This is a genomic window from uncultured Pseudomonas sp., from assembly GCF_943846705.1.
Lineage (GTDB): Bacteria > Pseudomonadota > Gammaproteobacteria > Pseudomonadales > Pseudomonadaceae > Aquipseudomonas.
Genome location: NZ_OX044366.1, coordinates 2011973 through 2025005 on the forward strand (window position 1 = coordinate 2011973; position 13033 = coordinate 2025005).

General features: G+C 60.1%; 13 protein-coding genes. 7 read left to right on the plus strand and 6 right to left on the minus strand.

Annotation, left to right across the window (positions count from 1 at the left end):
* Window positions 1–96: 96 nt before the first annotated feature.
* Window positions 97–516, minus strand: a complete 420-nt coding sequence (locus Q0V31_RS09375) for a polyribonucleotide nucleotidyltransferase (protein ID WP_298187263.1) — start codon at window positions 514–516, stop codon at window positions 97–99.
* Between the two features lie 164 nt (window positions 517–680).
* Here Q0V31_RS09375 and hrpB point away from each other — a divergent pair, with 164 nt between their 5' ends.
* Complete coding sequence (gene hrpB, locus Q0V31_RS09380; RefSeq protein ID WP_298187267.1) at window positions 681–3215, plus strand: ATP-dependent helicase HrpB; 2535 nt, start codon at window positions 681–683, stop codon at window positions 3213–3215.
* 62 nt (window positions 3216–3277) lie between these two features.
* Here the strand turns inward: hrpB and Q0V31_RS09385 are convergent, their stop codons facing one another.
* Entirely contained in the window at window positions 3278–4615 is a 1338-nt protein-coding gene (locus Q0V31_RS09385) for an HD-GYP domain-containing protein (protein ID WP_298187270.1), read from the minus strand.
* A 279-nt stretch (window positions 4616–4894) separates the two neighbouring features.
* Entirely contained in the window at window positions 4895–5638 is a 744-nt protein-coding gene (locus Q0V31_RS09390; RefSeq protein WP_298187273.1) for a transporter substrate-binding domain-containing protein, read from the minus strand.
* 252 nt (window positions 5639–5890) lie between these two features.
* On the opposite strand from Q0V31_RS09390, the gene Q0V31_RS09395 reads away from it, so the two are divergent.
* Window positions 5891–6130 carry a CDGSH iron-sulfur domain-containing protein gene (locus Q0V31_RS09395; protein WP_298187276.1) on the plus strand — a complete coding sequence of 80 codons (240 nt, stop codon included), beginning with the start codon at window positions 5891–5893 and terminating at the stop codon, window positions 6128–6130.
* Window positions 6131–6165: 35 nt separating this feature from the next.
* Entirely contained in the window at window positions 6166–7011 is an 846-nt protein-coding gene (locus Q0V31_RS09400) for an SDR family oxidoreductase (protein WP_298187279.1), read from the plus strand.
* 38 nt (window positions 7012–7049) lie between these two features.
* Here Q0V31_RS09400 and Q0V31_RS09405 read toward each other — a convergent pair whose 3' ends face one another.
* Window positions 7050–7712, minus strand: coding sequence for a YciC family protein (locus Q0V31_RS09405; RefSeq protein ID WP_298187282.1), 663 nt, complete (start codon window positions 7710–7712; stop codon window positions 7050–7052).
* 131 nt (window positions 7713–7843) lie between these two features.
* Here Q0V31_RS09405 and Q0V31_RS09410 point away from each other — a divergent pair, with 131 nt between their 5' ends.
* The 3 genes from Q0V31_RS09410 (at window position 7844) to Q0V31_RS09420 (ending at window position 9240) form a co-directional block, all read left to right on the plus strand.
* The gene (locus tag Q0V31_RS09410; RefSeq protein WP_298187283.1) at window positions 7844–8323 is read left to right on the plus strand and encodes an NYN domain-containing protein; all 480 of its coding nucleotides are present in this window, start codon (window positions 7844–7846) and stop codon (window positions 8321–8323) included.
* A gap of 3 nt (window positions 8324–8326) precedes the next feature.
* Window positions 8327–8953 (plus strand): 3'-5' exonuclease, encoded by a 627-nt coding sequence (locus tag Q0V31_RS09415; protein WP_298187286.1) that lies wholly within the window; start codon window positions 8327–8329, stop codon window positions 8951–8953.
* Window positions 8954–9063: 110 nt separating this feature from the next.
* Window positions 9064–9240: a DUF6435 family protein gene (locus Q0V31_RS09420; protein ID WP_298187289.1), complete on the plus strand. Its 177-nt coding sequence runs from the start codon at window positions 9064–9066 to the stop codon at window positions 9238–9240.
* A 172-nt stretch (window positions 9241–9412) separates the two neighbouring features.
* Here Q0V31_RS09420 and Q0V31_RS09425 read toward each other — a convergent pair whose 3' ends face one another.
* On the minus strand, window positions 9413–10318 hold the full coding sequence (locus Q0V31_RS09425) for a GlxA family transcriptional regulator (RefSeq protein ID WP_298191008.1): 906 nt from the start codon (window positions 10316–10318) through the stop codon (window positions 9413–9415).
* 234 nt (window positions 10319–10552) lie between these two features.
* Between Q0V31_RS09425 and Q0V31_RS09430 the strand changes: the two genes are divergently transcribed.
* The gene (locus tag Q0V31_RS09430; RefSeq protein ID WP_298187292.1) at window positions 10553–11689 is read left to right on the plus strand and encodes an acyl-CoA dehydrogenase family protein; all 1137 of its coding nucleotides are present in this window, start codon (window positions 10553–10555) and stop codon (window positions 11687–11689) included.
* A 60-nt stretch (window positions 11690–11749) separates the two neighbouring features.
* Here the strand turns inward: Q0V31_RS09430 and Q0V31_RS09435 are convergent, their stop codons facing one another.
* Window positions 11750–12787: an NADP(H)-dependent aldo-keto reductase gene (locus Q0V31_RS09435; protein WP_298187294.1), complete on the minus strand. Its 1038-nt coding sequence runs from the start codon at window positions 12785–12787 to the stop codon at window positions 11750–11752.
* Between the last annotated feature and the right edge of the window lie 246 nt (window positions 12788–13033).

A 13033-nucleotide genomic window follows, 5' to 3' on the forward strand; every position in this document is an offset into this window, starting at 1 on the left:
TATGTTCACGGGCTATCCAGAATAGGGGCGTTCTGCCAAGGCTCGCGCGAATGAAAGAGCTCAGCCCGCCGTGCTGGCGGGCATTTATAGTGGGATTTAAGCGGCTGGGCGCAGGCCGTACGCGGCCAGTTGCTCAATGCTTCCGCTGTGCTGGAGCAGGCGTGGATCGTTCAGCGGCAGGCTGTGACCGGTTTGCACTTCGATCAGCGCCTTGAGCTTGAGTGGGTCGATCTTGCCGTCGGCATCGACCAGGTTCTGCAGGTCTTGCGGTGCAACCTGTGCAGTCAGGCCACCCGGCAGGTAGATCGCGCCGGTGGCGAAGTCGATACCAAAGGCGATCAGCCCCGGGAGCACATAAAAGAGAATGCCGATTGCGTTGAGCCCGGCCACCACCGGATCGATGCGGCCTTCGATCTGGCCGCGGCGATCCGGGAAGAACAGGGTGCCGCAGGCGGTGAGTTGGGTGAACAAAGCGGCGACGAGCAGGCCACCGATAACGCGGGTTTGAATGCGCATTGAACATCTCCCTGAAAAAGTGCCGCAACTATAACAATGCCCGTCGCGCAATGCCGCTGCGTCAGGCGCTGCCAGTGCATTTAACCTTAGCTAATGCGGTGCTGAGACAGCACGAATGCCTGGCAGGTTCGCCGTTATAATTGCGCCCATTGACTGGAGCCCGCATGAATTCCCTGCCTATCGATGTGCTGCTGCCCGACCTCTGCACGGCCTTGACCTTGCGTAATGAAGCCGTACTGGAGGCGCCGCCCGGTGCCGGCAAGACCACCCGTGTGCCGCTGGCGCTGCTGAATCAACCCTGGCTGGCCGGGCAAACCATCATCATGCTCGAACCGCGCCGGCTGGCAGCGCGGGCGGCGGCCGAGCGCCTGGCCAGCGAGTTGGGCGAAGCGGTGGGGCAAACCGTTGGTTACCGCATCCGACTGGACAGCAAGGTCGGCCCGCGCACCCGTATCGAAGTGGTCACCGAAGGCATTCTCGCGCGGCGTCTGCAGGATGACCCGGCGCTGGACGGCGTCGGCCTGGTTATCTTTGACGAGTTTCATGAGCGCAGCCTAGACGCTGACTTGGCGTTGGCGCTGTGCCTGAATGGCCGCGCCATGTTTCGCGGCGAGGACTCTGGTGAATTGCCGCTAAAGGTGCTGCTGATGTCGGCGACCCTTGAGGGCGAGCGCCTGGCCGGACTGTTGGAGGATGCGCCGGTGCTGCGCAGTGAGGGGCGGATGTTTCCGGTGGATATCCGTTGGGGCGCGCCCTGGCAGGCGGGGGAGTGGCTTGAGCCGAAGGTCGTGCAGAGCGTTTTACAGGCACTGGCCGATGAGCCGGGCAGTGTGCTGGTGTTTCTGCCGGGGCAGGCGGAAATTCGCCGGGTTAATGAACAGCTGACCGAGGCGCTCGCCGGTCGCCGCGACATCCTGCTCTGCCCGTTGCATGGTGAACTGGATCTCAATGCCCAGCGCGCGGCCATTGAGCCGACGCCTGCCGGGCTGCGCAAAGTGGTGTTGGCGACCAATATTGCCGAAACCAGCCTGACCATCGACGGCGTGCGGGTGGTGATCGATGCGGGGCTGGCGCGGGTGCCGCGTTTCGATCCGAACAGTGGCATGACCCGCCTGGATACTCAGCGTATTTCCCGAGCCTCGGCTACTCAGCGCAGCGGCCGCGCCGGGCGTTTGCAGCCGGGCGTGTGCTATCGCCTGTGGTCGCAGGCGCAGCATGAACAATTGGCTGCTTACGGTACGGCGGAAATGCTTCAGGCTGATCTCGCCGGGTTGGCCCTGCAGCTGGTGCGCTGGGGCGTGCAGCCGGATGAGTTGGTCTGGCTCGATCCGCCGCCCGCCGCCGCTTATGCCCAGGCGCTGGAGTTGCTGGCGCGCCTGGGGGCGGTGGATGCCCAGGGGGTGTTGAGCCAACACGGTCAGGCCATGGCCGAACTGCCAACCCATCCACGTATCGCTCACTTGCTGCTGCGTGGGCAGGAGCTGGGGCTGGGCCCGCTGGCCTGCGACCTGGCGGCGCTGCTTGGCGAGCGTGACATCCTGCGCGGAGCGGGAGCCGATCTGCACAGTCGGCTGGCCCTACTGGCAGGCGAGTCGCGCGGTGGGCGCAGCGCTCAAGGTGGGGTGCAGCGTGCCCGGCAACTGTCCCGACAGTTCCAGGCTTATCTCAAGCGTCGGCCCAGTTTGCAGGCGGTCTGTGATCCCGAGCATCCACGCTGGCTGGGCGCCTTGCTGGCGTTTGCCTACCCGGATCGTATCGCCCAGCAACGCCGCGCTGGTGCTGCTGAATATCGCCTGGCGAACGGGCGGGCGGCGCTGTTTGCCGAAGTCGATGGGTTGATGAAGCACGGCTGGCTGGTGGTGGCCGATCTGGGCAGCCGCCAGGGGCAACGTGAAGAGCGTATCTACTTGGCTGCCGAGTTGCAGCCACACCTGTTTGAGGGCGTGCTGGCCGAGCAGGTCAGCAGTCTCGAGGTGCTGGACTGGGATGAGCGTGAGGGCGCGCTACGTGCCGAGCGCCAGCGCAAGGTCGGCGAGTTGGTGCTGTCCCGCGAGGCCTTAACCGGTTTGACTGCACAGCAGCGCAGCCGCGCCTTGCTCGGCCTGGTGCAGCGCAAGGGCTTGGCGTTGTTGCCGTGGACGCCCGAGTTACGCCAGTGGCAGGCGCGGGTGACGCTGCTGCGCACCCTGGATCTGGCCGCGAAGGGCGCGAGCGAGTGGCCGGATGTCAGTGACGCCGCCTTGTTGGCGACGCTGGAGAACTGGCTGCAGCCTTATCTGGATAACGTCAGCCGGCTTAGCCATTTCGCCAATCTGGACTTGCCCAGCCTGCTGCTGAACCTGCTGCCTTGGCCGCTGCCGCAGCGTCTGGATGAGCTGGCGCCGCGCAGTGTGCAGGTGCCTTCAGGTTCGCGCATCGGTCTGGACTACAGCGAGCAACCGCCGGTGCTGGCGGTGCGCTTGCAGGAGTTGTTTGGTTTGGCTGATACCCCGCGTATTGCCGGTGGCAGGCAGGTGGTCAAGTTGCATCTGTTGTCACCCGCGCGTCGGCCGGTGCAGGTGACCCAGGATCTGGCCAATTTCTGGCGCAGCACCTATGCCGAGGTGAAGAAGGATCTCAAGGGGCGCTATCCCAAGCACTACTGGCCGGATGATCCCTTGATTGCCGAGCCCACTGCGCGAGCTAAACCGCGCAAGTAACGGCTCCTCGAGCACTTGCTGCATGCGTAGCGTTGGCATGCCGCTGGGGGCGGCTGCGTTGTTTACGTCGTTGCGAAAACCAGCCAGCCCTCGTCTAGAAACGCTTTGATATCGATAGCGAAAGTCTTGTTCGGCACTTCGTGGGCAATGGCATAGGGCTTGCCGTTCTTATCTTGGGCGCCCTGATTCAAATCAATAGTGCGTTTTTCCTGCCACTCCTTCGCGCTATCTTTGACTAGGATAATTTTGGGGCGAAGTTTGCTGCTCTTGTTTGACTCGACCACGATGCCGACTTCGCCATTAGTCATCACGACAATGGCCCCCGGCGGGTAGACGCCGATGCAGCGAATAAACTCCACCGTCAGGTCCGCGTCAAAGTGGCTATTGCGGCTGTTGTAAATAATCTCCAGAGCTTCCATTGAGGCGCGCCCGCTGTCATAAGCACGGCTGCTGGTGATGGCGTCGTAGGTGTCGACGATGGCAACCAGTTTGGCGTAATAGGGAATCTGGTGAGCCTGCAATGCACGCGGGTAGCCAGTACCATCCACGCGTTCGTGATGGCTGTAGGCGACGTCGATCGTGTAATTCTCGACGGCTGCAGAGGTCATCAACAAACTCCGCCCGAGATTAGGGTGCTGCTTGATCAGGGCGCGCTCATTGGCGTCCAGCGCGCCTGGTTTATTGAGTATTTCTACAGGTATTTTCGCTTTGCCAATGTCGTGTAGCAGCCCGGCAAGGCCAATTTTGCGTATCTCCGCTTCATCATGGCCCAGGTGTCGGGCAAAGGCCGCCGACAAGATGCATACGTTCAGCGAGTGTTCGGCGGTGTATTCATCCTGGTTCTTCAGCTTGGTCAGCCACACCAGTGCATCATCATTGCGCAGCAGGCTGTCGACCACCTCGTCGACCGTATTACGTGCCTGGTTCATGTCGAGCATGCGGCCGATACGCAGGTCTTCCATGATGTTTTTTGCCACTGTCTTGGCGGAGCTGTAGCTGTCCCGAGCAACCTGCATTTCTTGTTCGGTGTCGATCTTGTTGATGTAGGTCGTGCGCGTCTGCTCGGTCGGCTTGCTCGGGGGCAGTGGCGAAGGTTCTTGCGCGGCTGCCGGCCTGTTGAGTTTGTTGCCGATGAAGCGGCTCAGTAGGCCCGGTCTCTTTGCGTCAGGCTCGGGCTGTACATCGAGTTGGTGCGCTACACCTTCAATGTAAACGAACGCGCACTGCCGCTGAAGTGAGTCTATCTCCGCTCGCTCCTTGATGATGAAGCCCTGTAGTAGGAAGTCAGTTTCCAGCCACGGCCTATCGAGCTCTATCACATGCATGCCTAGGGCCAGCTCATTGACCGGTATGCGCACCCGCGTGAGGACTTTCCTTGGACCTGTGAGGCTGCTGCTCATGTGTGTTGCACCTATTAAAAGTCGCTGGCCTATTTGCTGCTAGGGCCGAGCTAGAGGCCTAAAGCTGATTGCTAAACAGTCTAATGCAACCCGGTATTTCAAACGCTATCGATTAAGCACTAGTCAGTGCTGGGCGCCGGTTTTGGCTGCAAGTGCAGCTGCACTGGTGCTCAAACCATGCGGTGCGGCAGATATGGGTTAAGCATTATCAGATTGATCCTTCTCTGTGCCATGCCGTGCCGTGGTTAGTCTAGTCGCTGGATGGAATTCAGCTCTGTCTTAGGGAAGACGCATATCGATACCGGCTGCCAGCAACTCCTCGTAGGCGCGGTCCAGTGCATCGCGCAGCGCTTCGGCTCCTGGTGCACGGTTGGAAACGATCAGTTTCAGCGGGATGCGTTGCAGCTGGATATACGGCAGTTCGGGCATGCCCAGGTGCTTGCGCGCTTGCTCTATCGGCGTGGAGTAGTCGAGGAGAAAGTCACCGCGTCCGCGCTGGAGCATCTCCAGGGCTGCCGTGTGGGAGCCCGTGCGGTGTTGTTGTACTGCCAGCAGTGGGTCATTGAGCATCTGGTTGATCGGTTGCCAGTAGGTGTAGCCGCTGATCATGATTACCCCGCGGCCTTTGAGGTCTTCAGGCAGGCGCGGCATCAGGGTGTCTCGGCGGAAATACAGGTTGAGGATAATCTCGCCTAGCTGGGTGCGGGCCTCCAGGGTGTGTTCGCGTAGCTCCGCTTTCCCCGGTGCCCCTGGCCAAACCTGCACGCTGCCGTCCTGCAGGGCGTTGTATAACCGTGCGCTGGGGTATGAACGAAATTCGGCGCGGTAGCCCGCGTGCTCCAGTAGACGTTTGCTCAGCTGGAGGATAGTACCCAGAGGTCGGTCCTGGTTGTCACTGTAGGAGTAAGGCGGAAATTCGTAATAGCCCACCTGCACCAGCGGTCGTATGTCGTTGGCGGTGGCAGCGTGGCTAGACCCGCAAAACAGCACGGCGAGCAGCGCAAGGCAGACAGAGCGTGGCATCAAGTGGCTACGTACCGCGGCTATCAGCCGTCTTTTCGTTATAAAACTGTCACATGCTGCGATCATGGCTAACTGCCAGCAGTGTTGTCTAGCTGAATACAGCAAAGCTTAGCTCATGGCCGGTAAAAACCGGCGCGTGAGTAGCCGCATCAGCAAGGTCGCTAAGGGGTGAACTATGCTGAGCGAGCATGCCGGAGATGCGTGGCGGTAACGATGCTGCAACACATGACCCCGGTTGCTTCAGGAGGTCGCATGAATACCCCTACGATTGCTCAGCGCAGCCCGTACGCGGTGGCGGTGACTGCCGGTACCGACTATTTCTGGTGCCGCTGCGGGCGCAGCGCCACGCAGCCATTCTGTGATGGGCAGCATAAAGGCAGCGGTTTTACCCCGCTGAAATACCACGCCGACGAGGACGCGACTCTGTACTTCTGTGGCTGCAAACACACGCAGACACCGCCCTGTTGCGATGGCAGTCATAACAGGTTGTAGTAACGCTTTCGCAGTGACGAGGTCGGGGGCAGGTTATGTACCGCAAGGTGTTTGCCAACAAGGTATTCGATCGCAAGGTTGTGCTGATTACGGGGGGCTGCGCCGGCATTGGCCGGGCCTTGGCCATTCGCTTGGCACAGGCAGGCGCGCGTTTGGTGATTTTCGACCTGCAGCAGCAGGCGCTCGACAGTTTGGTGCAGCACCTGGCCGATCACCATAATGCCGAGGCGCTAGGCGTGCTCTGCGATGTGGCTGATGCAGTGGCGGTTGAGCAGGCAATGGCCCTGACCGTTGAGCGTTTCGGTGGTATCGATGTGCTGATCAATAACGCCGGAGTCACCCACCGCAGCAGTTTTGCCGACACCGAGCTGGCGGTGTTTCAGCGGATTATGGCGGTCAATTATTTTGGTGCGTTGCACTGCACCAAGGCCGCACTGCCCAGCCTGATCGCCCGCGGCGGGCAGATCATCGTGCTCAGCTCGCTGTCAGGCTTTGCGCCGTTGCTCTACCGCAGCGCTTACAACGCCAGCAAACATGCGCTGCATGGTTTGTTTGAAACCCTGCGTTATGAACTGAAGGGCTCCGGGGTCAATGTGATGCTGGTGTGCCCGGGCTTCACCGCCACCGACCTGCGCAAAAATGCCCTGATCGGCGACGGTTCGGTAGCCGCGCAGCCGCCTCTGGCGATGGGTAAGGTAGCGTCACCGCAGGATGTCGCCGAGGCGATCTATCATGCAGCCTTGAAGCGTCGCCGGTTGTTGGTACTGTCGAATGTCGATTGGCGCGCGCGGGTGCTGGCGCGGTTCTTTCCGCGGGTATTCGAGCGCGTGCTATTACCGCGCTTGTCGGGTCTGAAACCACAGCGTGCGGGGCGCTCCTGACTTGAATCGCTCAAGTCCCAGCTTGCTGGACTCGCCGCTTACTCGCCGTCGGCCTGGCTGCTACGCAGCATAAACAGGCGAAACAGCACGACGCTGGAAAACAGTTGGAGAAAACGGCTGGTGCAGTCCAGCAGCAGGCTGGCCAGTGGGTTGTCGGCGATGGTGCTGCTGGATTGGCTCCAGCCATCGAGCAGCCACAGCGGCAGCATGACAATCAGGATGCAGCCGAGCATGGGCCAAAAGTAACCGCTGCTCATCTCGAAGCTCTTATGCAGTGCCTTCAGCGGGCTCAGGCCGCGCAATACCAGCAGGTATTCGGCGAACGCCAATTTGACCATCAGCCATAGCCCTGGCAGCACGAATAACGATGCACCGAGCAGAACTGCCAGGGTGTTGAGCCCCGCCAACAGGGCAAAACTGGGCCACAGGCGTAAACTTGCGGCGAGCAGGTTGCGCGCGCTTGGGTGCTGGCCCTGGCTGCGCGCATCGAGAAACAAAATCAGCGCAGCGCTGTACAGCGGGTAAAACAGCAGGCCGGCGAGTAAGCGCCAGAGGGTGGCCGACTCGCCAGGCACCTGGGCACTGACCTGTTGCAGTAACAGGCCTTCGAGCACGATCAGCGGCAAACACAGGCGGGCAATCGCCGCCAGGTTGTGAGTGAAGAAGTAGCTGGCGTCACGCAGTACAGCGAGCATATTCATGGCAAGGGCGCGTTGATGGACAGCCGCCACTCTAGCTGATTGCTCCGGGAGCACCAATTGATGCCGGCGCGGCAAGCTGTCGCCTTCTGGCATACTGCCCGACGCTTATTGCCCCGCCATGAGGATTGCCGGTGAAGAAGATCGCCGTATTCGCCGATGTACAGAACCTCTATTACACCGTGCGCCAGGCCTATGGCTGCCACTTCAACTACGCCGCGCTGTGGGCTGATATCAGCCAGCATGGACAGATTGTTGAAGCCTACGCCTATGCCATCGATCGCGGTGACCACAAGCAGCAGCAGTTTCAGCAGATCCTGCGTAACCTCGGCTTTACCGTCAAACTCAAGCCCTATATCCAGCGCAGCGATGGCTCGGCCAAAGGCGACTGGGACGTGGGCATCACCATCGACATCATGGATGCGGCGCCGCGTGTCGATGAGGTGGTACTGGCCTCCGGTGACGGCGACTTCGATCTGCTGTTGGAGAAAATCCGTAGCAGCCATGGCGTCGAAGCCATTGCCTACGGCGTGCCGGGGCTGACTGCGCAATCGCTGGTGCGCGCTGCCAGCCGCTACGTGCCGATTGAAGGCAGCCTGTTGCTGAGAAACTGATCAATGCTTGCAGATTCCATTGCCGTCCTCGACTTCGAAACCACCGGTATGTCGCCGGCCCAGCAGGCTCGTGCCACAGAAATTGGCGTGGTGATAGTTGAAGGCGGGCAGATTGTTGCCCGCTACCAAAGCCTGATGAACAGCGGGGCCTGGGTACCGCCGTTTATTGAGCAGCTCACGGGCATCAGCAACGCCATGTTGCGCACGGCTCCGCCCGCTGCACAGGTGATGCAGGAGGTGGCAGAGTTTGTCGGCGAGCGCCCGCTGCTGGCTCACAACGCCAGCTTTGATCAGAAATTCTGGGACGCCGAGTTGGCGCTGATCCGCCGTCAGCGTGTGCAGCCGTTTGCCTGCTCTTTACTGCTGTCGCGGCGTTTACTGCCGCTGGCGCCTAGCCACAAGCTGGGTAACCTCAACCGCTGGGCCGGTTTGCCGGATACCGGTAAGGCGCACCGGGCCCTGGCTGATGCGGAAATGGCGGCCAATCTGACCTGCTTTATGGCGGCGCTGCTGCGCGAGCGTCACGGTATCGCCGAGGTATCGCATGAGCTGCTGTGCAACCTGCAGCGGGTGCCGGCAGCGAAAATGTCACTGGCATTGCAGAAGGTCCGTGACCACGCGTTGGGGTGACGCGCAGTCTTAGTACCTTGTTACATCTGTTCGCCAAGCGCCGCACGCGACTGAATTAAGCTTGCAGTGCGCTTATCCCAGCGTCTTTTCTCGATAGAGGCATCCAGAGCATGTTCGGTTGGTTTAACAACGATCCCGCGAAGAAGCTGCGTAAGCAATACAGCGCTAAATTAGAAGAGGCCATGCAGGCGCAGCGCAATGGCGATATCCGCAGCTACGCCACGCTGAGCGAAGAGGCGCAGGCGTTGTGGGCGCAGCTTGAGCCGCTGGAACGCGACAAGTCCTGACTGGGCTGCTCGGTAAATAGAAAGGCTGCCTGTGGGCAGCCTTTCGCGTTGATGGGGCGCTAACGATCCTGCACTGCATCGGTCGACTATCCAGCGCTGCCGCTTGCAGCTCAGCTGCAAGTGATCACTGAACTGCTTGAGCGCCTGTGCTGGCGGTATTTCGGGCTGATGCTTAAGCGTGGCTGTCTTTGTGCTGGAACTGCCGGCGGTACTGGTTAGGTGACAGCTCAGTGTGCTGACGGAACAGCCGGGCGAAGAAGCTGGCGTCGTCGTAACCCACTTCGTAGCTGATGGTCTTGATGCTTTTGCGGGTGGCGCTGAGCAGGCCTTTGGCGGTTTCGATGCGCAGGCGCTGCAGGTAGTGCAGGGGTTTGTCGCCCGTGGCGGTTTGGAAACGGCGCATAAAGTTGCGAATGCTCATGCCGTGTTCGCGGGCCACATCTTCGAAGCGAAACTTGTCGGCGAAGTGATCTTCCAGCCATTGCTGGATCTGCAAAATGGTCATGTCGTGGTGCAGCTTCTGCCCGCCAAAGCCGATCCGGCCGGGCGCGTAGTTGCGTTGCACTTCATAGAGAATGTCGCGGGCCACGCCCTGAGCCACGCTGGCCCCACAGAAGCGCTCAATCAGGTAGATGTACAGGTCGCAGACCGAGGTGGTGCCGCCTGCGCAATATAGGTTGTCGGCGTCTGACAGGTGCTTTTCCTGGTTCAGTAAGACCTTGGGGAAACGCTCGGCGAACTCATTGAAGAAGCGCCAGTAGGTGGTCGCTTCTTTGCCGTCGAGCAGGCCGGCTTGGGCCATCCAGAACACCCCGGTGGCTTCGCCGCAAATCACACTGCCTGCCGCGTGGCGCTGCTTCAGCCAGCTGAGTACCTGTGGGTGACGCTGGCAGAGGGCGTCGAAGTCGTCCCAGAAGGCCGGGAGAATGATGACGTCAGCGTTGTTCAAGGCGCCATCAACCGGGATCAGCACGCCGCTGAAACTGCGTACCGGTAAGCCGTCCGGGCTGACCAAGTGGATCTCGAATGCCGGGGTCAGGCCCAGGCCTTGTTGTTTGCCGTAGCGCAGGCTGGCCATGTGGAAGAAGTCTTTGGCTTGCATCAGTGTCGAGGCGAATACGCCTTCGGTGGCAAGAATACTGACGCGCTGCAGAGGTGATGGGCTGGACATAAATATTGTTCTTATAAAGGCTAAGTGGTCATGGGCTGGCTGGATCGTCTTATTTATTGGCGCTTGTGTCCAGTGTGACCAAGCGTTTGCTTGGCTAAAGTCAGGATCACTTTTAAAACGACTCAGCTAGTAGGTGCTGCCATGATCCCGAGAACGATTTTCAGCTCTGAGCACGAACAGTTTCGCAACAGCGTGCGCAAATTTCTTGAGCAGGAAGCCGTGCCTTTCCATGCACAATGGGAGAAGGATGGCCACATTGAGCGCGCGCTGTGGAACAAGGCGGGGGAGGCCGGCATGCTCTGCTCGCATATCCCGGAAGAATACGGCGGCATGTCGGCGGACTTTCTCTACAGCACCGTGGTGATCGAAGAGGTCGGGCGCCTTGGGCTGACCGGTATTGGTTTTTCGTTGCACTCGGATATCGTCGCGCCCTACATCCTGCATTACGGTTCTGAGGCGCTGAAGCACAAGTACCTACCCAAGCTGGTGTCTGGCGAGATGGTCACGGCCATCGCCATGACCGAGCCGGGTGCCGGGTCTGATCTGCAAGGGGTTAAAACCACTGCGGTGCTGGACGGTGATGAGTACGTGATTAACGGCTCGAAGACCTTTATCACCAACGGCTTTCTCGCTGATCTGGTGATTGTGGTGGCCAAAACCGACCCGAAAGCCGGCGCCAAGGGCACCAGCCTGTTTCTGGTGGAAGCCAGCACGCCGGGCTTCTCCAAGGGCAAGCGCCTGGAGAAGGTCGGTATGAAGGCGCAGGACACCTCTGAGTTGTTCTTCCAGGATGTGCGCGTGCCCAAGGAAAACCTCTTGGGCCAGGCCGGTATGGGCTTCGCCTACCTGATGCAGGAGTTACCGCAAGAGCGCTTGACCGTCGGTATCGGCGCGTTGTCCTCGGCGGAAGCGGCGCTGCAATGGACGCTGGAGTACACCCGCGAGCGCAAAGCATTCGGTAAAGCGGTGGCGGACTTCCAGAACACCCGTTTCAAACTGGCGGAAATGGCCACGGAAATTCAGGTCGGTCGGGTATTTGTCGACCGCTGTCTGGAGTTGCACCTGCAGGGCAAACTGGATGTGCCGACCGCGGCCATGCTCAAGTACTGGGGCACTGACCTGCAATGCAAGGTGCTTGATGAATGCGTGCAGCTGCACGGTGGTTACGGCTATATGTGGGAGTACCCGGTGGCGCGGGCCTGGGCGGATGCTCGGGTGCAGCGCATCTATGCCGGCACCAACGAGATTATGAAAGAGATCATCGCCCGCTCACTGTGATCGACATGCTGCACATAAAAAGCCCGGCAACTGCCGGGCTTTTTATGTTGAGGGTTGCGCTTATGGGGCAGGGTTGGGCTGAGCTGTGTGGATGGCCTCGATACCGGCCAGTACTTCGGCTGAGAGTTTTAGCTCGCTGCTGGCGAGGTTGCTGTCCAGTTGCTCCAGGCTGGTGGCACCGATGATGTTGCTGGTAACGAACGGCTGTGCTGTCACAAAAGCCAAGGCCATTTGTGCGGGGTCCAGGCCATGTTCGTGTGCCAGGGCGACGTAGCGGGCGCAGGCTGCCTCCGACTCTGGGTTGGTGTAGCGGGTAAAGCGGCTGAACAGGCTAATGCGTGCATTGGCCGGGCGTGCGCCGTTTGCATATTTGCCGCTGAGCATGCCAAAGGCCAGTGGTGAATAAGCCAGTAAGCCGCATTGCTCGTGGATGGCGATTTCGGCGAGGCCCACCTCGAAACTGCGATTGAGCAGGTTGTAGGGGTTTTGGATTGAAGCGCTGCGTGGCCAGCCGCGCTCTTCAGCCAGCTGCAAGAATTTCATGGTGCCCCAGGGGGTTTCGTTGGACAGGCCGATGTGGCGGATTTTGCCAGCCCTGACCTGCTCATCGAGGGCTTCGAGGGTTTCCTCCAGTGGGGTGAACTCGCTGTCCTGGTGGCGGTAGCCGAGTTGACCGAAATAGTTGGTCGGGCGTTCTGGCCAGTGCAGCTGATACAGGTCGATCCAGTCGGTTTGCAAACGCTTGAGGCTGGCATCCAGGGCGGCCACGATGTGCGCCCGGTTGTGCTTCAGCTGGCCGTCGCGGATATGGCTGATGCTGTTGCCGGGGCCGGCAATCTTGCTCGCCAGTACCCAGTCAGCACGATCGCCGCGCTGCTTGAAGTAGTCACCAATGATCTGCTCGGTCTTGCTGTAGGTTTCAGCGCGTGGCGGTACCGGGTACATCTCGGCGGTGTCGATAAAATTTATTCCGTAGGCCTTGGCTCGTTCAATCTGGGCGAAGCCCTCGCTGGTGCTGTTCTGTTCGCCCCAGGTCATGGTGCCGAGGCACAGGCTGCTGACCTTGATGTCGCTGCGGCCGAGTTGGCGGTAATCCATTGCAAGCTCCTTGAGAAAACGGATTGGCTGATTGAGGTTGATATTTTCCGCGCAATCTGCATAATTGCGCACCTCTTTCTGCAGTGGAAGTGATGCGCCGCTTGCCGAAGAATCTTGCCGTATTACGGACGCGCTGACCCGAGCCCCCGATAGCGCCTGTTTTCGGCTGCCTTTGACCTTGTCAAAGTACGCACTATTCAGTAAGATCCGCCGTCTTATTTATCAGGGCGGCCCCTGAGGCTATAA

Excerpts from the sequence above, each read along its gene's own strand:
- Q0V31_RS09375 (WP_298187263.1), bottom strand. The coding sequence starts at position 516 with ATGCGCATTCAAACCCGCGTTATCGGTGGCCTGCTCGTCGCCGCTTTG.
- hrpB (WP_298187267.1), top strand. The coding sequence starts at position 681 with ATGAATTCCCTGCCTATCGATGTGCTGCTGCCCGACCTCTGCACGGCC.
- Q0V31_RS09385 (WP_298187270.1), bottom strand. The coding sequence starts at position 4,615 with ATGAGCAGCAGCCTCACAGGTCCAAGGAAAGTCCTCACGCGGGTGCGC.
- Q0V31_RS09390 (WP_298187273.1), bottom strand. The coding sequence starts at position 5,638 with ATGCCACGCTCTGTCTGCCTTGCGCTGCTCGCCGTGCTGTTTTGCGGG.
- Q0V31_RS09395 (WP_298187276.1), top strand. The coding sequence starts at position 5,891 with ATGAATACCCCTACGATTGCTCAGCGCAGCCCGTACGCGGTGGCGGTG.
- Q0V31_RS09400 (WP_298187279.1), top strand. The coding sequence starts at position 6,166 with ATGTACCGCAAGGTGTTTGCCAACAAGGTATTCGATCGCAAGGTTGTG.
- Q0V31_RS09405 (WP_298187282.1), bottom strand. The coding sequence starts at position 7,712 with ATGAATATGCTCGCTGTACTGCGTGACGCCAGCTACTTCTTCACTCAC.
- Q0V31_RS09415 (WP_298187286.1), top strand. The coding sequence starts at position 8,327 with ATGCTTGCAGATTCCATTGCCGTCCTCGACTTCGAAACCACCGGTATG.
- Q0V31_RS09420 (WP_298187289.1), top strand. The coding sequence starts at position 9,064 with ATGTTCGGTTGGTTTAACAACGATCCCGCGAAGAAGCTGCGTAAGCAA.
- Q0V31_RS09425 (WP_298191008.1), bottom strand. The coding sequence starts at position 10,318 with ATGGCCAGCCTGCGCTACGGCAAACAACAAGGCCTGGGCCTGACCCCG.
- Q0V31_RS09430 (WP_298187292.1), top strand. The coding sequence starts at position 10,553 with ATGATCCCGAGAACGATTTTCAGCTCTGAGCACGAACAGTTTCGCAAC.
- Q0V31_RS09435 (WP_298187294.1), bottom strand. The coding sequence starts at position 12,787 with ATGGATTACCGCCAACTCGGCCGCAGCGACATCAAGGTCAGCAGCCTG.